This is a genomic window from Escherichia albertii NBRC 107761 = DSM 17582, from assembly GCF_000759775.1.
Lineage (GTDB): Bacteria > Pseudomonadota > Gammaproteobacteria > Enterobacterales > Enterobacteriaceae > Escherichia > Escherichia albertii.
The window spans coordinates 1-20,866 of the sequence record NZ_BBMY01000007.1 but is presented as its reverse complement, the minus strand read 5'-3'; the positions used below and the strand labels follow the sequence as shown (position 1 = coordinate 20,866).

The 20,866-nt window shown below is 45.0% G+C and carries 20 protein-coding genes, 1 tRNA gene and 1 pseudogene; 7 read left to right on the top strand and 15 right to left on the bottom strand.

Annotated elements, in window-relative coordinates:
* Nucleotides 1-21: 21 nt before the first annotated feature.
* Nucleotides 22-351: an ElaB/YgaM/YqjD family protein gene (locus EA14781_RS02470; RefSeq protein ID WP_000483315.1), complete on the bottom strand. Its 330-nt coding sequence runs from the start codon at nt 349-351 to the stop codon at nt 22-24.
* A 151-nt stretch (nt 352-502) separates the two neighbouring features.
* Here EA14781_RS02470 and EA14781_RS02465 point away from each other — a divergent pair, with 151 nt between their 5' ends.
* Nucleotides 503-847 (top strand): DUF2002 family protein, encoded by a 345-nt coding sequence (locus EA14781_RS02465; RefSeq protein ID WP_000281308.1) that lies wholly within the window; start codon nt 503-505, stop codon nt 845-847.
* 36 nt (nt 848-883) lie between these two features.
* On the opposite strand, the gene alaE is transcribed toward EA14781_RS02465, so the two are convergent.
* The gene (gene alaE / locus EA14781_RS02460) at nt 884-1,333 is read right to left on the bottom strand and encodes an L-alanine exporter AlaE (protein ID WP_000492664.1); all 450 of its coding nucleotides are present in this window, start codon (nt 1,331-1,333) and stop codon (nt 884-886) included.
* A 669-nt stretch (nt 1,334-2,002) separates the two neighbouring features.
* Between alaE and stpA the strand changes: the two genes are divergently transcribed.
* Entirely contained in the window at nt 2,003-2,404 is a 402-nt protein-coding gene (gene stpA, locus EA14781_RS02455) for a DNA-binding protein StpA (RefSeq protein ID WP_000115372.1), read from the top strand.
* Nucleotides 2,405-2,450: 46 nt separating this feature from the next.
* On the opposite strand, the gene EA14781_RS02450 is transcribed toward stpA, so the two are convergent.
* Complete coding sequence (locus EA14781_RS02450) at nt 2,451-2,975, bottom strand: rhodanese family protein (RefSeq protein ID WP_001229486.1); 525 nt, start codon at nt 2,973-2,975, stop codon at nt 2,451-2,453.
* Between the two features lie 9 nt (nt 2,976-2,984).
* The gene (locus EA14781_RS02445) at nt 2,985-3,284 is read right to left on the bottom strand and encodes an ArsR/SmtB family transcription factor (RefSeq protein WP_001114364.1); all 300 of its coding nucleotides are present in this window, start codon (nt 3,282-3,284) and stop codon (nt 2,985-2,987) included.
* A gap of 182 nt (nt 3,285-3,466) precedes the next feature.
* On the opposite strand from EA14781_RS02445, the gene EA14781_RS02440 reads away from it, so the two are divergent.
* The gene (locus tag EA14781_RS02440) at nt 3,467-3,625 is read left to right on the top strand and encodes a YqaE/Pmp3 family membrane protein (protein ID WP_000508177.1); all 159 of its coding nucleotides are present in this window, start codon (nt 3,467-3,469) and stop codon (nt 3,623-3,625) included.
* 79 nt (nt 3,626-3,704) lie between these two features.
* On the opposite strand, the gene csiR is transcribed toward EA14781_RS02440, so the two are convergent.
* The 7 genes from csiR to EA14781_RS22555 form a co-directional block, all read right to left on the bottom strand.
* The gene (gene csiR, locus EA14781_RS02435) at nt 3,705-4,364 is read right to left on the bottom strand and encodes a DNA-binding transcriptional regulator CsiR (protein ID WP_000156802.1); all 660 of its coding nucleotides are present in this window, start codon (nt 4,362-4,364) and stop codon (nt 3,705-3,707) included.
* Nucleotides 4,365-4,384: 20 nt separating this feature from the next.
* Nucleotides 4,385-5,785: a GABA permease gene (gene gabP, locus EA14781_RS02430; protein WP_000531677.1), complete on the bottom strand. Its 1,401-nt coding sequence runs from the start codon at nt 5,783-5,785 to the stop codon at nt 4,385-4,387.
* Between the two features lie 328 nt (nt 5,786-6,113).
* A complete protein-coding gene (gabT, locus tag EA14781_RS02425; protein ID WP_000097685.1) occupies nt 6,114-7,394 on the bottom strand; it encodes a 4-aminobutyrate--2-oxoglutarate transaminase in 1,281 nt (426 codons plus the stop codon).
* Nucleotides 7,395-7,407: 13 nt separating this feature from the next.
* On the bottom strand, nt 7,408-8,856 hold the full coding sequence (gene gabD / locus EA14781_RS02420) for an NADP-dependent succinate-semialdehyde dehydrogenase (RefSeq protein ID WP_000772871.1): 1,449 nt from the start codon (nt 8,854-8,856) through the stop codon (nt 7,408-7,410).
* 22 nt (nt 8,857-8,878) lie between these two features.
* Nucleotides 8,879-10,147, bottom strand: coding sequence for an L-2-hydroxyglutarate dehydrogenase (gene lhgD, locus EA14781_RS02415; protein ID WP_000272005.1), 1,269 nt, complete (start codon nt 10,145-10,147; stop codon nt 8,879-8,881).
* A 19-nt stretch (nt 10,148-10,166) separates the two neighbouring features.
* Nucleotides 10,167-11,144 (bottom strand): glutarate dioxygenase GlaH, encoded by a 978-nt coding sequence (gene glaH, locus EA14781_RS02410; protein ID WP_000993129.1) that lies wholly within the window; start codon nt 11,142-11,144, stop codon nt 10,167-10,169.
* Between the two features lie 313 nt (nt 11,145-11,457).
* Entirely contained in the window at nt 11,458-13,674 is a 2,217-nt protein-coding gene (locus EA14781_RS22555; RefSeq protein WP_001134939.1) for an alpha amylase C-terminal domain-containing protein, read from the bottom strand.
* Nucleotides 13,675-14,192: 518 nt separating this feature from the next.
* Between EA14781_RS22555 and EA14781_RS02400 the strand changes: the two genes are divergently transcribed.
* Nucleotides 14,193-14,268 (top strand) — tRNA-Ile (locus EA14781_RS02400).
* Nucleotides 14,269-14,882: 614 nt separating this feature from the next.
* Here EA14781_RS02400 and ykgO read toward each other — a convergent pair.
* From ykgO to ykgR, 3 genes are all read right to left on the bottom strand, one after another.
* Nucleotides 14,883-15,023, bottom strand: a complete 141-nt coding sequence (gene ykgO / locus EA14781_RS02395; RefSeq protein WP_000866440.1) for a type B 50S ribosomal protein L36 — start codon at nt 15,021-15,023, stop codon at nt 14,883-14,885.
* On the bottom strand, nt 15,020-15,286 hold the full coding sequence (locus tag EA14781_RS02390; RefSeq protein WP_000812361.1) for a type B 50S ribosomal protein L31: 267 nt from the start codon (nt 15,284-15,286) through the stop codon (nt 15,020-15,022). Before EA14781_RS02390 ends, ykgO begins: the two co-directional genes overlap by 4 nt.
* Before the next feature lie 461 nt (nt 15,287-15,747).
* The gene (gene ykgR, locus EA14781_RS02385) at nt 15,748-15,849 is read right to left on the bottom strand and encodes a small membrane protein YkgR (protein ID WP_000662203.1); all 102 of its coding nucleotides are present in this window, start codon (nt 15,847-15,849) and stop codon (nt 15,748-15,750) included.
* A 758-nt stretch (nt 15,850-16,607) separates the two neighbouring features.
* Here ykgR and EA14781_RS24085 point away from each other — a divergent pair.
* Nucleotides 16,608-17,696, top strand: a complete 1,089-nt coding sequence (locus tag EA14781_RS24085; protein WP_002461502.1) for an OTU domain-containing protein — start codon at nt 16,608-16,610, stop codon at nt 17,694-17,696.
* Between the two features lie 59 nt (nt 17,697-17,755).
* Nucleotides 17,756-17,991 (top strand): annotated as a pseudogene (locus EA14781_RS25580) (transposase); the annotation flags it as partial.
* 106 nt (nt 17,992-18,097) lie between these two features.
* Here EA14781_RS25580 and EA14781_RS02370 read toward each other — a convergent pair.
* Nucleotides 18,098-18,679, bottom strand: coding sequence for a hypothetical protein (locus EA14781_RS02370; protein WP_000062487.1), 582 nt, complete (start codon nt 18,677-18,679; stop codon nt 18,098-18,100).
* Nucleotides 18,680-19,676: 997 nt separating this feature from the next.
* On the opposite strand from EA14781_RS02370, the gene EA14781_RS02360 reads away from it, so the two are divergent.
* Nucleotides 19,677-20,864 (top strand): EspG domain-containing protein, encoded by a 1,188-nt coding sequence (locus tag EA14781_RS02360; RefSeq protein WP_000606939.1) that lies wholly within the window; start codon nt 19,677-19,679, stop codon nt 20,862-20,864.
* The last annotated feature ends 2 nt before the right edge of the window (nt 20,865-20,866 follow it).

Here is a 20,866-nt window from a genome sequence, read left to right as displayed (position 1 = left end):
GTATTTATTATCATGGTTTCACTACGATTTTCGTATACCTAACAGCACGCCGATAAAAATACCCACCGCCGCCGCTGTTCCTACGCTACACCAGGGTTTTTCTCGCATAAACGTATTGGCACAACTCACTGCATCGCGTGCGGCTTGCTGCACTCGGGTACGACCATGCATCCGTGCTCTGGTATCTTTCAGTAGAGCCTGAGCTTTACTGCGAGCGGCTTCGGCTTCACCTTTGACCTCGCTTCCCCAGGATTTCAGTACAGATTCGAGGCTGTCGGCTAATTGATTGACATCATTCTGAATATCTTGCACGTCCTCATCGACGTCGTTACGGCTCGGTCTGTTAAACATATGATCCCCCATTAGAATTTGATGTAATTTTCAGTGTAGACCAAAATATTCCTTGCAGAGGTTTATCACGGCTTTATGGATTTTTCTGAAAGCGCTGTTAATGCTCAATCGGGTAAGGTAAGCCCGCGGTAGATAATAACGAGGACAAAATATGTATTTACGACCAGACGAGGTGGCGCGCGTACTTGAGAAAGTTGGTTTTACCGTCGATGTGGTAACCCCGAAAACGTATGGTTACCGTCGTGGAGAACATTACGTTTATGTTAATCGCGAAGCGCGAATGGGACGTACCGCACTGGTAATTCACCCGACATTAAAAGAACGTAGCTCGACGCTGGCAGAACCCGCTTCCGATATTAAAACTTGCGATCATTACCAACAGTTTCCGCTCTATTTAGCCGGTGAACGGCACGAGCATTATGGTATTCCGCACGGCTTCAGTTCGCGTGTAGCGCTTGAACGTTATTTGCACGGATTGTTTGGCGAAGCCAGTTAAAGACGCGACTGGCAATGCCAGTCGCGAAAAGAAAGGTCAGGCTTTTACCTGCTGGTAACGGCTGACTTTGAACAATCGACGGCAGTAATCGAGGAAGTAACCATAGACCGCTCCCATCAACATCGAAACCACGATGTTAGAACTGACCGCAGCCATAATCTGGTGCCAGTCCGCGCCAACCACTAACAAGATCGCCACATACACCGGTGACTGAAACGTCACATAAGCCAGGATATCCGCCAGATTTTTTATCCAACCCGACGGGCTAACTTTGCGTGCTGCCCGCATAAACAGATCGCGATACATGCCGTATGGCCATGCAATTAAGATGTTCACCGGGATAGCGACCAGTCTGGAGTAAAGAGACTGTTCAACGCTCATTCCAGAGAGGAAAACTTCAATACACATGTTCACGACAGAACAGTAAACAACCATCGCGAACGTGTCTGCAACTGCATGACGCAAGCGTGACTGCGGTGAGAACATGTTAATGCTCCTTAATAAAAGCGAAATTGGATATGAATAAAAATGAAAGTAGTGATTTCGAGTGCCATTTTCATTTTCGCATAGCGTATATTGCTGGCTATTGGTAATCAATTAGTGAAAAATTTTTATTTAATCCGTTTTTGTAGATAAAATGTTCCGCAGTGACTTGTTTTTCGTACATTCTGGATTTTTTAATGCCACGATATTAAATGTTGTTATAAATCATGTCGTTATAGCGTTAATCTACGGTTCGCATGTGGACTGTCCTGGTGCTCTTGCTGTTTTAAAGTGTAGAGAATATGGATTGAGTCGCGGTTTAACACCATTCAGCATTTTTAATGTTATAAAACGAGAAATGGCAGCATAAAGTTTCGATAGGTGACCGTTTGTTCTATTCTTTGTTTCTGCATATTTATGCATGTTGTATTTGTCTGACATTAACAATGGTGTTGTAAAGAACAGCCAATCAGTTGTTAATAACCGTAATGAGTAAGCCAAATGGCTAATATACAATCTGAAAATAATTACTGGTGCGTCAGGAAATAACAGTTGAAATAATATCGTGTGCGATTGTGAATAGATTAAATCTTGTGGAAATATAATAAGTGATCGCTTACACTACGCGCTGAAATACTTTTTTTGTGTTGGCGTTAAAAGGTTTTTTCTATTATGTCTGTAATGTTACAAAGTTTAAATAACATCCGCACCCTCCGTGCGATGGCTCGCGAATTCTCCATTGACGTTCTTGAAGAAATGCTCGAAAAATTCAGGGTTGTCACTAAAGAAAGACGTGAAGAAGAAGAAAAGCAACAGCGTGAACTGGCTGAACGTCAGGAAAAAATTAGCACCTGGCTGGAGCTGATGAAGGCTGATGGAATTAATCCAGAAGAGTTATTTGCTAACGGTGCGACTGCGCCGCGCGCAGGTAAAAAGCGTGAACCGCGTCCAGCGAAATATAAATTCACCGACTTCAATGGTGAAACAAAAACCTGGACCGGTCAGGGTCGTACGCCGAAGCCGATCGCTCAGGCACTGGCTGAAGGTAAATCTCTCGACGATTTCCTGATCTAATCCCTGCTGCCGGATGCTGCCGTTATGGCGCGTCCGGCGTCGTTTCTTAAGTTCGCTGATTCCACGGCATCTTATCCAACAGTCTTGCCATCCCACAAAAACCGCTGATTCCTGCAAACATTAATCCAGCCCCAACAAAGCCACTTAATAAGAAGAAACCACTATTCAGGGTATAACCCAGGACAACGCCGATTAATATTAACCCGCCAGCGGCAATCTGTACCTGACGCATTAACGGCAAGGGCTGTGATTTATTTATTGCTACCGGCAACCCTGCTTTTTTCCAGCCATCAATCCCACCATCCAGTAAAAAGATATCTGCGGGGGCGGCAATCGCTTCCAGCTTTTGAGCATTATTAGCGGTGCGTTTACCTGCCTGGCAGTGGAATATAATTTGTTCACTCCGTAATTTTGTTGGAAGGCCAGACTGTTCCAGTACGGATAATGGAGCCAGATCTGCTTCGGAAATATGTTCACGAAGATATTCATCAGCATCACGAATATCGATTAACTTCGCACCATGCGCGATTAATTCTTGTGCGTCACGGGGAGAAATAGTTGTCAAAGCCATAGTCACTCCTTACGGACAATAGACATTTTTCAGAGTGGCGATAATGGCATTTACCGCCTCATTTTTAATGGAATAAAGAATGCGTTGCGCATCCCGTTGGCTGTCTATAAGCCCTTCTTCACGCATACGAGCAAGATGCTGTGATGCTGCGGAGGCGCTAAGACCAGTGATGCGTGCCAGTTCACCGGCGCTGGTGCCAGGCGAACCGCAAAGCATACACAGGATCAACAGGCGTTTGGGATGGCTCATCGCTTTCAGTAAGGCTGCGGCCTGTTCGGCGCTGGCTTGTAGTTGGGCTAATTCAGGCATAGTAATTTAAGAATTTTCTAAATTTAGAAAATTCTAAACTAAAAATGCATCATATACCAGCACCAGCAGCGTAAATGAGAGTAAAAGCGTAGTCTGAAACTGGCAGGCTACGCTAAAATCACTACGCTTAAGAGATAAAATCTCTTTTTAAACAATGGGTAATTTTCTTATAGGGAGTAAATATGGGGTTCTGGAGAATCGTCATCACCATCATTTTGCCGCCGCTTGGCGTGTTGCTGGGCAAGGGATTTGGTTGGGCGTTCATCATTAATATTCTGCTGACGCTGCTTGGCTATATCCCTGGTTTGATTCATGCTTTCTGGGTGCAAACCCGCGATTAATCCTGTGTTCGCTCCGCGGCGTTAACGCGCCGCGTTCAAACTGCCTGCGCCAATAATGTCTACTGAACGGTCTTTAAACTTATCCCGCCATTGCCTGCTGGATAATCGGGATCGGCGTCAGCAAATGTTGACGCATTAACTCACTGGCGCGCGCGACATCTCGCGCCAGCACTGCCTCGGTCAGAGCCTGGTGCTGATCGTGTTTATCTTCCAGCATTTCCACGGAAAGCACTGTTCGTCGCAGCCAGATAAATCGATAGCGCGCCGCCAGATCAAACAACCGTTCACGCATTTGCAGCAAATAGTGAGAACCACAGCCCGCCACAATTGCAGTGTGAAAAGCCTGATGACGCAGATCCCACTCATCAAGCATTTTCTCACTGGCATCACACGCCGCGAGCTTACTGAGCAGATGCGCCTTCGCAAGAACGTCTGCCTCCCATTCATCGCCACCGCGGGCAATCGCCAGACTGACCAGCATTGCTTCCATATTGGCGCGGGCGTCGAAAATATCGAGCAGCTCCTGCTCTGACATAGACGCCACCCGATAGCCTTTTTGGTTTACCACCGTGACCAGTCGTTCCGCCACCAGTTGTGAAAGCGCTTCCCGCAACGGCCCGACGCCGAGTGCATAACGCGAGGTCAGCAAACTCATCCGTAATTTTTCATCCGGTTGAAAATTACCGCGAATAATATCGTTCTTCAGCCAGCGATAGCCATCCAGGGACGTAATGGTCATGGTGTAACTCCTGATGATTATCAGCGCGTGTTATGAACGGGCGTTTTTTGCCACAAGATAAGCTTCTTCCAGCGTGCCATAATTGGCACGGTACAGATAATCCCTATCGCTAATAAGCCGGTGGAGATCACTTCTAACTGTTGCGCCGGGCGGAATAACATCACTACCAATACAAAGGTAATAAAGCCAATGACCAGCCAGGTGAGCCACGGATAAAGCCACATGCGCAGGCGAATTTCGCTTCCTTCAGCTCGTAGAATTTTGCGCATCCGCAACTGCGAAACGGCGATGACTAAATAAACCAGCAGAGCGATAGCGCCGGAGCTGTCGATCAGAAATTTAAACACTTTGGCAGGTGCGTAATAGTTCACCACCACCGTTAAAAACGCCGCACCGGTGGAGAGTAATACTGCCACATACGAGGTTTTGCTGCGGTTGATTTTGCCCATTGCCGCAGGGGCATCACCGCGACGGCTTAAGGAGTAGAGCATTCTTGACGCGATATACAGCGCCGAGTTCAGGCAACTGGTTACCGAAAGCAAAATAACGCAATCCATAATGAATTTTGCGTGCGGAATATTCAGCAACTCCAGCACAGAACGGTAGGAACCCACGGTTTTCAGTCCTGGCATATTCCACGGAATGAGAGCCACGACGACGAAAATAGAACACAAATAGAAGATAGAAATACGCCAGATAACCGAGTTGGTGGCGCGAACAATATGTTTATCCGGCGTGTCAGATTCAGCTGCGGCGATGGTGACAATTTCTGCGCCCATAAACGAGAACATGGTGATCAACATCGCGCTTAGTACCGCCCCGAAGCCGTTGGGCATAAAGCCGCCGCTATCCCATAATCTTGAAATACCGCTCACTTCGGCATACGGGTAAAAACCGCTAATTGCCACTGCACCGAGGAAAATAAACGCCAGGATAGCGATGACTTTGCACAGCGCCAGCCAGAACTCAAATTCGCCGTAGTTTTTAACGCTTAATAAATTACTGCCGGTTAAGGCGAGGGTGATGACCAGGGAAAATAACCAGATGGGAATGCCTGGAACCCACGAGTGCAGGATCATGGCGGCGATGTTGGCTTCAAGTGGGATAACCAGTACCCAAAACCACCAGTACAACCAGCCGATGGTATAGCCCGCCCAGCGGCCAATGGCTTTATCGGCATAGGTGGAAAACGAACCGGTATCGGGCGTGGCAACCGCCATTTCCGCCAACATCCGCATAATCATAACCACCAGTAATCCGGCGAACAGATAGGCCAGTAATACCGCCGGGCCCGCTTCGGCGATGGCGACGCTGGAACCGACAAACAGACTTGCGCCGATAACACCGGCAATAGACAACATGGTGACGTGGCGTGACTTCAGCCCGCCGCCTAACTCATGTGGTTGCGATGATTGCCCCATCCTGAATCCTCTCGAAAGTGCGTCACTTGGGAGAGCGCCCCGACATTTCCCGCGTCAGGTCACGCGTTTAATTGTTATTGGTTCTTTTTGCCGGAGAGCGGCTCCGCCTTATCCGGTCGACATAGATTTATTCCTGTTCACGTACAAATTGTCGGATGTGGCGTAAACGCTTTATCCGACCGGGATTCCCGTAGGCCGGACAAGACGCGCAGCGTCGCCTCCGGCATGGGTGCGCCGATTGTCGGATGCGGCGTAAACGCCTTATCCGACCTACGCTCTCGTAGGCCGGACAAGACGCGTAAGCGTCGCCTCCGGCATGGGTGCAGTGCTACTGTTTTGCCTCAGCAAAACACTGGCTGATGATCTCCAGACCCTGACGAATCTGAGCGTCTTCAATGGTGAGTGGTACAAGGATGCGCAGCACGTTGTAATACGGGCCGCAGGAGAGAAGAATCAGGCCTTTATCGCGGGCACGCGCCACGATCTCGGCGGTGAGTCTGGCGTCCGGTTTACTGTGATCGCCACCTTCAAACAATTCGATAGCGATCATCGCTCCCAGCCCGCGTACGTCGCCTACCTCCGGGTGTTTTTCGGCGATCGCCAGCAATCCGTCTTTTAGCTTCTGCCCCAGATCGTTGGCTTTTTGCAGCAGATTTTCCTGCTCGAACACTTTCAACACTTCCAGCGCCGCCACGCAGGCAATCGGGTTACCGGCATAGGTGCCGCCTAAGCCACTTGGAGCGACAGCGTCCATCACTTCGGCGCGTCCGGTGACGCCCGCCAGCGGGAAGCCGCCTGCGATCGATTTCGCAAAGGTGGTGAGATCCGGCGCGACGCCCATCTGCTCCATCGCAAACAGCGTGCCGGTACGCCCCGCGCCGCTCTGCACTTCATCGGCAATCAGCATGATCCCGTGTTCGTCACACAGCGCGCGTAAACGTTGCATAAAGGCTGGCGTTGAGGCGTAGAAACCGCCTTCGCCCTGAACTGGTTCAATCACGATGGCGGCGATATCTTCCGGCGCGGCGTCATTTTTGAAGATTCGGTGGATACTGGCGATAGCGTCATCCTCGCTGATGCCGTGCAGCGGGCAAGGATAAAGCGCGCGATAAACATGGCCCGGCATCAGTCCCATCCCCGCAGAGTACGGATTCACCTTGCCAGTCAGCGCCAGTGTATAGTGTGTGCGCCCGTGATACGCGCCGCTAAAAGCGATGGTGCCGCTACGTTTGGTGGCGGCGCGGGCGATTTTCACCGCATTTTCCACCGCTTCAGAACCTGTCGTCACCAGCAGCGTTTTTTTGGCAAAATCGCCCGGCACCTTCTGATTCATCATCTCGCACAGCTCCAGATACGGCTCGTAAGCCAGCACCTGGAAGCAGGTGTGCGACAGTTTTTTCAACTGCGCTTCCACCGCCGCCACCACTTTCGGATGCAGATGTCCGGTATTGAGCACCGCAATGCCGCCTGCGAAATCAAGATACTCACGGCCTTCAACGTCCCACACCCGGCAGTTTTCTGCGCGGTCAGCGAAAATCGGGTGAATTTGCCCAACGCCACGAGGAACGGCCTGACTGCGGCGCTGCATTAACTCTTTATTACTGCTCATTCGCGTTCTCCAGTTAAAGACCGATGCACATATATTTGATTTCTAAGTAATCTTCGATGCCATACTTCGAACCTTCACGACCCAGACCCGAGGCTTTAATGCCGCCGAACGGGGCCACTTCATTGGAAATAATCCCGGTATTGATGCCGACGATGCCGTATTCCAGCACCTCGCCCACGCGAAAGACGCGGCTTAAATCACGAGCGTAGAGGTAGGCGGCAAGGCCAAATTCGGTGTCATTGGCTTGCGCAATCACATCGGCTTCATCTTTAAAGCGGAACAGCGGGGCGAGGGGGCCGAATGTCTCTTCTTTTGACACTTTGGCGTTGGCCGGAACGTCCACCAGAATGGTCGGCTGGAAGAAGTTGCCGCCGCGTTCGTGCGCTTTACCGCCGCAAACCACGCGCGCGCCTTTCTCCAGCGCATCGGCAATATGCTCTTCCACTTTTGCTACCGCTTTTTCATCGATCAGCGGCCCGATGGTGACGCCTTTATCCAGCCCGTCGCCAATGTGCAGTTTACTCACCGCCTGCTGCAATTTTTCAGCAAAGCGGTCATACACGCCGTCCTGCACGTATAAACGGTTGGCGCAAACGCAGGTTTGCCCGGCGTTGCGGAATTTCGAGGCCAGCGCGCCTTCCACGGCTTTATCGAGATCGGCATCGTCAAAGACGATAAACGGCGCGTTGCCGCCCAGCTCCAGCGACACTTTTTTGATGTCTTTCGCGCACTGTTCCATTAACTGGCGGCCAATTTCGGTTGAGCCGGTAAATGACAGCTTGCGCACCAGCGGGTTGCTGGTCAGTTCGTTACCGACCGCGCCAGCAGACCCCGTCACTACGTTGAATACGCCAGCCGGAATGCCCGCGCGAGTCGCCAGTTCCGCCAGCGCCAGCGCAGAGAACGGCGTCTGACTGGCGGGCTTCAGCACCATCGTGCAGCCTGCCGCCAGCGCCGGACCGGCTTTGCGGGTAATCATCGCCGCCGGGAAGTTCCACGGCGTGATAGCCGCGGTGACGCCAATCGGCTGCTTGATAACAATCAGGCGCTTATCGGCCTGATGACCGGGAATGGTGTCGCCATAAATGCGTTTGCCTTCTTCAGCAAACCACTCAATAAAGGAGGCGGCGTAGCTGATTTCGCCTTTCGCTTCAGCTAACGGTTTGCCCTGTTCGAGGGTCATCAGGCGCGCTAAATCGTCCTGATGCTCCATCATTAAATTGAACCAGTTGCGCAGAATGTTGGCGCGTTCTTTGGCAGTGAGCGCACGCCAGGCGGGCAGGGCGCGGTTGGCGGCGTCGATAGCGGCGCGGGTTTCATCAGCGCCCATTTTCGGCACGCTACCCAGCTTGTCGCCGTTCGCCGGATTGGTGACGTCGATGACCTCGCCATTGTTGGCGTCCAGCCATTCCCCGTTAATCAACGCCTGCTGGCGGAATAAGTTACTGTCGTTAAGTTTCATTGTTACGTCCTGTTTTCAAAGGTTATTGATTAAAGGCGGCGTGTAAGGCATCCACACTACGTGCCGCTCGCAGCGTGCGTCCGGGGTTACTCTGGCTTGCCAACAGCGTTTGTACCTTGCTGACAATATGCGCACCAATAGGAATTGCTGATGTCGCTGCCGGGGAGGGCGCATTACAGGTGTGGATCGTGCGCGGGGTGGTGACAAACAGAAAATCGTCAATCAGCTTGCCGTCCGGCGATACCGCCTGCGCCCGCACACCGGCGGGCCAGGGCTGGAGATCGCTTAACGAAAGCCGGGGACAATACTTTTGCACCAGCCGCAGATAGCCGCTTTTGCACAGCGAGTTTTTCATCTCGCCCAGTCCTGAGCGTAGATGGTTTTGCAGAACCCGGCGAATCCCCGGCGAGCCTAAAATCTCCAGCGTGTCGCGAAATGAGAAGTCGCGCTTGCGATAGCCTTCGCGTTTGAAAGCCAGCACCGCGTTTGGCCCGACGGTCACGCTGCCATCGATCATACGGGTGAGATGCACGCCCAAAAATGGCATCGCGGGGTCGGGAATGGGGTAAATCAGGTGGTTAACAATCTGGTTATGCTCCGGCGCAAGGCGGAAATACTCGCCACGGAACGGGCAGATGATAAAGCCCGGTTCGAGGCCGAGCATTTTCACCAGCCGGTCAGCCATCAGCCCGGAACAGCTGATCAGCGTTGACGTCTGATACTCGCCGCCCTGACGGGTACGTATCACCACGTCGTTTTTATGCTCACTAAGGCCGCTGACTTCGGCGTTATAGATAATCTTGCCGCCTCTGGCCTGGAAAATTTTCGCCATCGCCGCCGTCACTTCGCGGTAGCTGACAATGCCGCTGGACGGCACAAAAATGCCGCCAAGCCCGGTGATATTCGGTTCGCGCTCGCGCAGTTCCTCGGCGTTTAACCACTCGCGCTCGATACCGTTCGCCGCCGTGCGTTCCCATAAGGCGCGCATCCGTTCCATTTCGAGTTCGGACGTGGCAACCAGCATCTTGCCGCAGTTGTCGTAGCGAATGCCGTTTTGATCGCAAAAGGCTTTGGTGGCGCGGTTTCCCGCCAGGCAAAACTGCGCCTTCAGGCTGCCTGGCGTATAATAGACCCCAGCATGGATCACGCCGCTGTTGTGGCCCGTCTGATGACAGGCTGGACCGGACTCTTTTTCCAGCAACACAATGCGGGCGCCCGGATAGACATCAATCAGTTGCATGGCGGTCGACATGCCGATGATGCCGCCGCCAATAATCACAAAATCATACATCCGCTCAATTCCTTTGCGCTTACTGATGCGTCTGGTAGTGATGAGTGGCGTAGGCGAAGTAGCCACGCTGACGCATCAGTTCACGACGCAGATCTGGGTGCGCGGTAAAGCGGTCGCGACCGTGCAGCCAGAACAGGTTGTTAATCAACAGGAATTTGCCAACGGGAACGGGTACAGAAAGAATGCCTTTACTGGTTTCAATGGCGTCCGAAAGCTCGCTCAACCACACGCCTTCTTCGAAGTCTTTCGGCTGGACAAACTGGTCGATATAGCGCATCACCGGGCGGCCCTGCTGATCGACATCGAACACCGGATGGAAGACATCTTTGCTGACGTTTTTGCTCGGCGGTGCGGCAAAGCGCATCGGACGGCGCGCCAGCGGGTGGCGGAAATAGTGGTCCAGATGTTCCCAGTCATCGAGATGCAGCAGCAGCGAATTTCCGCCCTGCATGTTCTGCTCGTCGATTTTCATCATCAGCACATAGTCGGTGATTTCTTCAACGTAGGTGCCGTCGTTATGCAACTCCATCACGCGGTGCGGCTGGCGCAGATAGCTGTCTGAGTTATCGACATTTTTCACCACGAATCGCGCGTAATACTGACCGCTCATCGCATCGAAATTTGAGCGGCCAATCAGATGCGCTACCGCCGTTGCCAGCTTCACCATCTCATCCGCCTGCGCGACATCATCGATACCCACCGCATTGATCAACAGCGCACCTTCAGCGCGGTTTAATAGGGTCTTCAACAGCAGCGGTTGCAGCTGATTCGCACACAGATCGTCGAGAATTTTGCCTACCCGAAAACGCAGAAACGATTTGTACTCCAGCGCCTGCACGGGCCAATCGGCAACCTGTTCGAGGAACCGATTGGTCGTCTGTTCGGTAAAGGTGAGTTCCAGCAGACGCGGGGATTGCGCCGACGGGGTGAGGGTGAATCCGCTATAGTCCTGGCCGGAATCGACAGCGCTGTTTTGTACGGCGGTCAGTGCATTCATCAGAAGCGATCCTCTTAGGGTTTCAGGGAGAAATGGTGATGCTCATTTCGTAGCCATAATCTAAAAGTATCTACATTTCTAAAAAATGCGCATAAAACTCACATATTGTTTTCTTATTGTGATCAAAAACAACAAATTATTAACTTTTTTGTAGTGATAATAGATATGTTATGAATAAAATAATCAATAAAAACAAATGATTAATGATAGGGGATGATGAAGACGATAAAAATCATGAGTGAGGATGTTTTACAACAAAAAATAACTCTACCCTGAGAATTTATACAGGGCAGAGTAAATTTAAGATCAGCAGTTATCTGATATCAGGCAATTCACCTGTTTTACCTAACAAGATGGCGCTTCGTCCGGGTACGCTGATATGTAAATTCTTACCTGATGTATTGAATATTTCACCGGGAGGAATATCCTGAGCAGAACTGTATTTATCATTAATAACAGTAACCGTATCACACCCCATATTTTTATATTTTCCTGGCTGTAATGGGTTTTGCCAAATGCTATCCACGGATTCCTGGCCTTTATTTATAATAACTAATCCATCGTGAGGACCTTCATTGATGTCCAGTAAATTTCCTCGACTAAAGGCAAGCACATTTTTTGTCGAGAGTGCTCCTCTAAATTCGTACCATATACCTGGTTTTTCACGAAATAGAGAGTGAAATTCATTAAATAATTTCTGAGATGGAGATAATCCGCCGTTAATCCAGGCTTCGCCACCTGCTCTGATTGTTCCATCGAAGTTTCTAATCTCGGTGGTTGACGTTAATTCCTGTCCGTCATCATAGACTAAAAGTCTGCCATAGGGGAGAGCGGTCAGAAACGCCATTGCCAGTATTTCATCTCGTAGAGCTCTGAACATAAGATGTAGAAATGTTTCGTTATTATTAGGAATATCATGATTAATAGTCATAAATACATATTTGTCGAAGGAGAGATTGCTTACTAGTATTGGGGCAAGGAGTCGAATATCACCGTTAAATTTTAGTGCCTCTAATAATATCATCAAGCGCTCAAAATCAATTGCTCGTAAATGATCCATTTCCTGAAGTAACGATGTGAGATTTTGTGCATCCGAAGTGTTGCTCACAATATATTCAATATAGCTCATTACGGGGATATCTTGATCCTCAGTGTCAAAAAGATTAGTTATATGAGAACGCCTTTTGATATTTTTTACTGGTGGTGATATTGACTTCTTTATCTGTTCATGGCTTGAGTGTTTTGCAGCATCATAGCGTAGACCAAATACCCCCAGTTTTCGCATGTTATGAACATATGTATTTTCTAATGCTATAACTCTGTCACATTCAGGTGTTGTTTTTGGCATGTTTGATAAGCGCTTTCTTATTAAGACCTCATGATTTCTCCATTCATCATCTTTTATATCCCCATAATCTTGCTCAAAGCATTCAGAGGTCATGTGAATTTCTTCTGGATGGATTTGACAACATAGTTTTGTTTTTGGGGCCTCGATAAATGGAATAAACACTTGCCCTTGCCAATATCCAGGAATACCACTTTCTATATCCTCAGCGATCCTCTCTCTTATATCTGCAGAGGGGTAGTTTAAGTCATCTTTACCGCTCCCGCCTTTTCCCATAAAATTAAATGTATAATCAGGAATGATATCTATATTGAACTTGCGGGCATCTTTGACTAGCGCGATGAAATCCTGTAAATCACCCATCGGGTTATGTATGGTGCAAAGATCTTCAGGTTGATAAGCGTGATACCATAAATTCTTTTCATTTTCTGGTGTCGCAGGTCCATCTGCACGAAAAAATGTTACTGGTGGTATTTGTATGTAGCCATAGTAGCACTGAGCGAGTTCAGGTAACTTTTTTCTGATTTGGTTATAACTGGCATTAAAGGCGTGGTAGATCACTTCCCCTGGCTTTTCTGGCGTGATGACTTCACACCTTGATTTTTGTACATAAGTCAGATTTTTTCTTTCTAACGTTTGTTTCAGATGGTCAAGATTAATTAATGCTTTAAAAAATTCCTCCTGGCCGGAGGGGGCAATGACTCTGATATTGTAAACTTCAGCAGATAACTCATAATCAGGAATATTGATGCTATGGACAATATAATTATCTTTGGGGGATAAGTTTTGAGGATCTCTTTCAGTAAAATGCTCAGCTTTTCCATAATAATGGCCGCAGTCCTCTCTTTGATAAACCCATGTTTTTCCCTGACCAATTCTGTCTGGTGCAATAGGGTTGCGTTGTGCCGCCTTATTGGTTTCTCGATATGTGATATCGGGAGAGAGGGAAACTGAATAATCATTTAATAACAATGTGAAGATATCGATTTCAGCACGAGAGGTGGATAAAAAATCTCTTTCCTTTAACTCAATGGGATAGATTCCATTATTATCGATAATATCAGTGGTACGATTTAAGTTATCTCTTGCAGAGGTGCTAGGGGGGATAATATGTTCATTTAACGTTTCTTGTTGTAGCAATCTGGCTGTAGTTAGCCCTGATATATTAGAATTATTGGGTGGCATAGTGAGCATCCTCTGGTGATCATACAATGATTTGATTTACAGTGTTTAATTTTATTGAAGTGTTAATGTATTACTGACCTGTATATATCGGTGAGTACTGTAATTAGTAACACTGTTTTGATTATTAAGGTGTTTTTAGTTAACAACTGTCAAAAATCGCTCATCTGAATCTAATGATTAGTTTAATAAGTTCTATAAAAGAAAATATTGCTATATAAGATTTGTTTTTTTAGTCAAAAAATAGTTTTTATTGTTATGATAAAAATTAGCCATGATGGGTTGAGACAATCAGGCTGTAATCGTTACAAGAGATGTTAAGATTAGATATTCTTTTTATATAAATAAAATTTAACAATTGAGGCTATATACTGAATACCTGGTATGATTGAAGAGGATTTCTTTGACTACTTGTTATGATAGATATTTTTCAGGAAAGAAGGACGATATGCAAAAGTATGCTATTTACATCATATGATCACCATGTTTATTAGTGGGTATTTAAGTATTGTATATGTAATGGCCCCTTAGCTCAGTGGTTAGAGCAGGCGACTCATAATCGCCTGGCCGCTGGCTCAAGTCCAGCAGGGGCCACCAGACCACTATTAGCTCATCAGGAAGTGCAAATGATAACTGATACAATTGTATAGTACAGAGTTCGGGCCTTGATGATGATTCTGTTTTATTATCTGACAGAGGGAATTAGCGGTATTTCAGAATAGAAAAACGAATGGGGGGTTTCGAATGAGGACTGATGTTTCAGTACATGGCATGCCACTGCAATGTACTCATCCGTCAGTACTCATTCAAAAGCATCAGGAAAAAATGCCCGCTATGCCGAGCGGGCAAATTGCTTACATGTGGAATTAAGTAATTAACGATAAAGCCGTAACATTATCATGTTTTGTATTCATTTATGTAATCGGGTTAATTACCTAATTCACTTGAACTTATTCTCGCATGACAAGTATTACGACTGCCTCTGTCCTGGTCAGCTTCGGGCGTTGTGTGGCTGAAAGAGGATTTTATTCATTTTATGTCGGAGAAATTAATCTTATCCAAAAACTGGGAGGACTCAGCTGGCAAACCATTAATGAGCAAGATGAGTCCATTCGCAGATAAGTTAATGCTGGCATACTGAATATACCAGCATTAATTAGACATGATTATGTGGTCAACCAAAAAATGTTATTAAGCGGCTGAACTCAGAATTAACGCTTTCTTTTGCGTCCCTGAACAGCTTTAAAACGAGGATTAGATTTGCAAATGACATACAGCCGTCCTTTGCGCTTCACAATCTGACAGTCCGGGTGACGTTCTTTTGCTGTACGCAGAGAGTTCAGTACCTTCATTGTGCCCCCTTTTTCGCACCAACAAAACGACCAAAACACTGGGTAAATCGTGCCACATTTCCTTCTGATGCAACGGTTCTCAGTTTGCCCGTATAGAACGGGTGTGATTTTGAAGAGACATCAATCGTCACGTACGGATATGTTACGCCATCCAGTTCAATCTCACGGTCTGTTTTGATGGTAGAGCCAATTTTAAAGTACTCATCAACACTCGTGTCATGGAACACCACGGTACGATATTCAGGATGGATATTCTGTTTCATTTTTGCTTTCCTGTTATGTTATAACATAACTCATAAGAATACATTCTCATCTATACAATTACAACACTCAATCTTCATGGTCGTTCATGGTATGTGGAATTCCAGCAACTAAATCGAACTGCCGGGGATAAGTGATAATGTTGACGGTTGTTAGTGATGGCACAATTCAACAGCCAGATTACTGATTTATGATAGCTTTGCTAAGCGGTATGGCCCCTTCGAGAATGTCGGTTTTTCTGCTTTGCTGGCACGATTATGTATCTTTAGGTAAGCGTTACGGTGCGCGTCCAGTAGCAAAAATGCTGATTCAATTCACAGTCTCTTCCAGAGCCACAACAAATACAGTTTCTTCAAAATTCCTTTCGAAAAAATGCAAACATCCCTCCCTCTGGGATAGTTATTATAAAGGAGAGAGAGTATATATATATTAAATATCACCTAAGCAAACTATTTTGATGTTATTAATAGAAATGGAGAAATAAATAGGCGTATTCAACAACTGCAACGAAAACAACGATATTAATCAGTTTGTTACTGATTTTCTGTATTTTATTCTCTTTCATTGGTATTTCCTCGCTTTAAAAAAGAGCACGCCTCATGAGCGCCTCTTCTATAAATAGCGATTTTGGCCAACCAATTTTTTGAGATGTATCACAAGTTTGAATGGATGTGTTACATCACGTACTAGATTCAGGAACAAGCATGGTTGCTTTTTGAACAATTATGCAAATTAAAATCTTGTAACGAGGGGGATGAGTAATCAAGGAATTGCCAGAATTCGGGTGAGCTCTCCTGCAATATTGTCATATTTTCAGACACAGCCAACAGAGTAGCTGCCACTTAGTCTGACAGTTATTGTGAACCATTTAGTGAGCCGCACATCAGTGCGTGGTAGTCTTTTCTCCAGACGGAGAGCCTGCTTTCCTGTCTCACGAATACGTTGATGTGCCTCAGTAATAGGCGTGGTTAAAGAGGTAATATCCTGATCCTCTTGCCTGAATTCAGGGATGAAAGTATGTTTAGTTTTCTTTTTTATTAAGTCAACCTGTTTTGTGCTAGTGGGAGAATATGATCTTTAATCAAGTGGCTAAATTTAGTTGACTGCTACAGAATGGATAGTTCACTATAATAATGTGTAAGTGTAGATACTCCCCAACAGAAACATGACTGGAAGGTGTGTTTATCGGGGATAAGAAGATTTTTAGCAATAGGCAACTTGAATAATATCTGCACAAAGAAACGATAAGCATACTTTTTAAATAACATAAAAAATCACAAAAAATGATATTGCAACCAATAAAAACTCTTATGGATTGATAATATGCCTTTGTCTAAACCAATAAATAATTTTGTAAGTGCGATTAGAGATGCATTTACGGGCGATTGTTGTAAACACAGACGTAGTGATAATAAAAATCAAATGGCGTCTGGGAGGAAAATAACAGTCCTCAGTCGTGATAATATCACTTCCCCTCCTGGCAAACAAAAAATATCAGATGGTTTATCATGCGGTACAACAACCTCGGCACATTTACTAAATGTAAAATCAACAGTAGCTTTTACACAAAACATAACATCAGATATGGCGACATCTCCGTCTTTATCGGTAAAACGTTCAACCCCCCCGCTTACGACATTAACGACTCGCAGGGAATTTATGACCAAACGACACCTTCCTCCACCAGTCCCTGCCCGGCCCTCTAAGTCAACTCTTGCCGCATTTATGAATCGTAATGTAGCAGTGTCAGGAGGAAAGGGGCTCCCTCCACCAGTTCCTCCCCGGCCCTCTAAGTCGACTCTTGCCGCATTTATGAATCGTAATGCAGCAGTGTCAGGACGAGATGTGCCTTTGTCAGCGTTGATAAAACCGTCGAGCCCGCAATCAGTTTTTTCTGATTCTGTGAGTTCGTCACGGCTGGAATTAAAAAAACAAATAATAAAAGCTCTTGACCTGGATTATTGGCAAGGCTCCGGTGGTGAGATAATGCCATTAGTTCTAATAGATTTTTATAAACGCCATAACATTAATATTAATATATATTTGAATCATTGCAAAGTGAATAATTTTGATAAAAAAGCAATAAATTTAATTAATGCCGGCAATCATTATAACGCCTTGACCATGAACAGTCGTGGTAATATTGAGCGGATAGATGTGCCCGGTGATGGAAATTGTTTATATCATGCTGTGGTTAAGTCTCATCAAATAACAAGAAAACCAAAACCATATGGTAATGAATTACAAAAAGATAAGCCTGAATGGTGTATCTTAAAAGAGTCTTTAAAAACTCATTTTGATAAGGATTTTGATCAGTTTGTAGAACAGGTAAAATGTATTTTAATTTCTGAAAATACACATGAAGCAAACAAAATACTCGATAAGGTAGCTCAGTATTCAGGTGTTAAATGAAATATTTGACTCCCTGAATTGATACATCAAAGGTATAAAAATAACCCTTCGTTTAAATAATAGTGCTGCCAAAAATCTCGATATCAACGCTGATGTGGCACCTGAAAGGACGCAGGACAATCGGACTCTACAAGCGATTTCCGCATATCAGGAAGAAGTTATGGGGAAACCATTTTGGGTCTCCAGACTATTTGTCGATACGGTAGATATGAGCGAAGAAATTATCAGACGTTATGTGAGACATCATGAAAAGATGGAACAAATACACGAACAGCAAATGGAGTTGCTGAAGTAGAACACGAAATATGACCATCGCCCCCTAATAGGGGGCATTCTGAAAGGCCACCTCCTCAGGAGGTGGCCTTTTACTGAGTATAAGTTTCAATGCGGCTAGTAATTATTTACTCAGAGAGATCATATATTAATGATTCTGAAATCCCACAAAGGTTATGCAAGTTTTGTGTATCTAGCTTGCAATGATTTGCACCAACTAAAATAACGCCACTGGTGGCTTTTTTTATTTTATTAAATGAGATAGCCATACCTTCATTACGCTCTTTAACTTTTTCTATTATGCTTTTCTTTCTCGATATTTCATTGTCTATTAAATTTATTTCTACGCAATGCATTCTCGCAAATAAAATTAATGTAGGTAAAGAGATTTCATTATCTTTACTGCCAGTAATGGCTGAGCAATCTGAAGAGAACTCATTGAACAACGGATCCTTTATTAGATCATCATATTTTCGATCATTTAAATACATACTAAGCTTCGTTCGTTCATCCCCTCCAAACAGATCACATGTAAAATCAGGAAATTCAAGATAAATATTATTAACCTTTCCTGTTTCAATTAATTTTATTAAAAAAACTCTAGCGTTTGCGCGATCATGTCTTTCGCAAACAATAATATTGTCTCTGTCAATATTTAATATTGCATCCGATAATAATTTATTTTCCCGTTCTGAGAATGGCATGGACATTGTTAAGTTCATGGGGATGGTAGTGGTTACGTCATGAGTTTTTTGATATATGAGGGAATTTCTTATACTACTGTTGACACTAAGCATACATATAAACTATTTGGCTGGATTTTGTTCTCTGTTTACCTGTTAAATAATTATACACGTCATTAAGATAAATACAAAAAATGTGCGGTTACGGACATGCGATATAGATAATTCAAAACTTCCTTATTGCTTTAATGTTTTTTTGCTGGAGCCATTTCTTCGGTTAGATGTTACTGCTTAACCAGATAATAGCTAAATTTATTATCCAATATAATTATTATTCCCCCTTAATGCTTTGAGTGTTTTTTTGTAATGTTTTAGAAATAACTTTATATTGTTATGTCCTGCATATACTAAACATATGCGCCACTACGTACACAATGTTGATGTGGAATAAATTTTCTCAGGAGGTTGCTGGAAAATCACAGCGTGAGCCAGGAGAGGGGTTATCAGCTCAACCTGCCGATAAATTGAGAGACGTGCAGTCGGAGAGAAGTATTTTGAAAATGAGAAAGATTGGTAAAAAGTTGACTATGCGAAATAGAATATCGACATGTAGTTTGATACAAGGCATTCTAAAACGATTTCAAATAGATAAACAATTAAGCTCAAATTGTTTGCAATGCTTTATTTTGTGTGTGTCAAATGATTCAGTATTCCTTTTAATAAAGATACGAATTGAATACCATGCATCCATACCACCAGAGAAACTGAAGTACTTGGGGTATGGGCTGCGCAACAACTCGGGACTTTTCTTTGGCAGTATGTTCGTCGGCAATTACTTTAATTTTTTGCGTAAGATTTTCCTTAAACATAACACGATGTCTGTGTTCTGTTGATGAAATATCCGGTTTAAGTGGGGCAGCTACGATGTAATCATATTCAATTAGTTGCCCAATACAATTATTTGAGGTTATATTTTACGGTCTGGCGGGATTCGACTTCTAACAGTAAGTAAAAAGGATGTATAATGATAAATGGTATTTCTCAGCTGAATTCAGCTCAGCCAAATACGGTTCAACCAAATACAGAGCAGCAAAATTCAGCTTTGTTAGCTTTGAAATCAGTGTTAGAGGTAAGTTATTACCTGGGTAATAACTGGCTTGATCAGTCATGGACTGGGCGAATATTAAACTACTTAGGTTTAGGCCAATGTTATTCAGAATATAAAATTGATGACCAAAGATTGTTGGATATATTGAATATATTAAGACCGATATTACCAAAGTGCAATGAAGCAGGAAAAACACAGGCAAGTTTTGCTGATGACTCGAAACTAGTCATTTCGGTCAAAAAAAGTGAGCTGATTGAAATAACAATTATAACACCTGAAAGGAGAGATATTTCTGTATCTCTTGAACGAAGTAAACAAGATTGTTTATTAAAATCATTACCTGTTGCTTTGCATATGCCATATATTCAAAAACATCATTCTTTACCAGAAATGGAGATTAATGGACCTGATGATATGAGGTTTTTGTGTAACTTTGCTGCAAAGCTTTCAACAGCAATAGTTCCTTACAGTGAGAAAACAAATCCCCTTTCTGGTATGAGTCCCCTGAACTCTATATATGCAGACACGTTCAGAGGGCTTGGAAATTCAGACGTATCTATTAATGGCGTAAAATTATCTCGAGAAGCACAACAACTTCTTTGTCATTTTATTGGTCTTAAAGATACAGGCTCCTCTCCTCCCTTAAGTATCATAAATAGAGGTATTAGTTATGATAAGGCTGTGGAGATGGTAGTTAAAAGTAATGCTGGAGAAGAACAGAAGGAGCGCTTGACTGCGGTGTTGTGTCAGCCTGAATTTGTTGCTGCTATATGTTCCTCTTTCTATCAATCATTTACTGTTCCTGCTTTTTTGTTAATGCATGAGCGAATATCTCTCGCGCGTCAGCATTTCGCAGAGAAATTATTAAATTTACCAAATGCACATTTTAGTATAAATATATCGAGTTCTTCAGAGGGGGGACTCTATGTTTTTAACAATGTGGGAACCTGCATCATGGCTTCAGAAGATAGAGATAATGTTGTCGGTGTATTAACTATGAGAACATCTTATGAAATACCTTTGGGTACAAAGTGTGAAATTCCCGAGCTTGTTCGAGTAATTAAACCTACGTATAGCGCATCTGAAGCGTATTCGAGGCGTTGATA

Coding starts and splice junctions, on each gene's coding strand:
- lhgD (WP_000272005.1), bottom strand. CDS start 10,147: ATGTATGATTTTGTGATTATTGGCGGCGGCATCATCGGCATGTCGACC.
- EA14781_RS02390 (WP_000812361.1), bottom strand. CDS start 15,286: ATGAAACAGAATATCCATCCTGAATATCGTACCGTGGTGTTCCATGAC.
- ykgR (WP_000662203.1), bottom strand. CDS start 15,849: ATGAAAGAGAATAAAATACAGAAAATCAGTAACAAACTGATTAATATC.
- gabD (WP_000772871.1), bottom strand. CDS start 8,856: ATGAAACTTAACGACAGTAACTTATTCCGCCAGCAGGCGTTGATTAAC.
- EA14781_RS02450 (WP_001229486.1), bottom strand. CDS start 2,975: ATGGCTTTGACAACTATTTCTCCCCGTGACGCACAAGAATTAATCGCG.
- EA14781_RS02440 (WP_000508177.1), top strand. CDS start 3,467: ATGGGGTTCTGGAGAATCGTCATCACCATCATTTTGCCGCCGCTTGGC.
- EA14781_RS02470 (WP_000483315.1), bottom strand. CDS start 351: ATGTTTAACAGACCGAGCCGTAACGACGTCGATGAGGACGTGCAAGAT.
- EA14781_RS02360 (WP_000606939.1), top strand. CDS start 19,677: ATGATAAATGGTATTTCTCAGCTGAATTCAGCTCAGCCAAATACGGTT.
- stpA (WP_000115372.1), top strand. CDS start 2,003: ATGTCTGTAATGTTACAAAGTTTAAATAACATCCGCACCCTCCGTGCG.
- gabT (WP_000097685.1), bottom strand. CDS start 7,394: ATGAGCAGTAATAAAGAGTTAATGCAGCGCCGCAGTCAGGCCGTTCCT.
- csiR (WP_000156802.1), bottom strand. CDS start 4,364: ATGACCATTACGTCCCTGGATGGCTATCGCTGGCTGAAGAACGATATT.
- gabP (WP_000531677.1), bottom strand. CDS start 5,785: ATGGGGCAATCATCGCAACCACATGAGTTAGGCGGCGGGCTGAAGTCA.
- ykgO (WP_000866440.1), bottom strand. CDS start 15,023: ATGAAGGTACTGAACTCTCTGCGTACAGCAAAAGAACGTCACCCGGAC.
- EA14781_RS22555 (WP_001134939.1), bottom strand. CDS start 13,674: ATGCCACCCAATAATTCTAATATATCAGGGCTAACTACAGCCAGATTG.
- glaH (WP_000993129.1), bottom strand. CDS start 11,144: ATGAATGCACTGACCGCCGTACAAAACAGCGCTGTCGATTCCGGCCAG.
- EA14781_RS02370 (WP_000062487.1), bottom strand. CDS start 18,679: ATGTCCATGCCATTCTCAGAACGGGAAAATAAATTATTATCGGATGCA.
- EA14781_RS02465 (WP_000281308.1), top strand. CDS start 503: ATGTATTTACGACCAGACGAGGTGGCGCGCGTACTTGAGAAAGTTGGT.
- EA14781_RS02445 (WP_001114364.1), bottom strand. CDS start 3,284: ATGCCTGAATTAGCCCAACTACAAGCCAGCGCCGAACAGGCCGCAGCC.
- alaE (WP_000492664.1), bottom strand. CDS start 1,333: ATGTTCTCACCGCAGTCACGCTTGCGTCATGCAGTTGCAGACACGTTC.
- EA14781_RS24085 (WP_002461502.1), top strand. CDS start 16,608: ATGCCTTTGTCTAAACCAATAAATAATTTTGTAAGTGCGATTAGAGAT.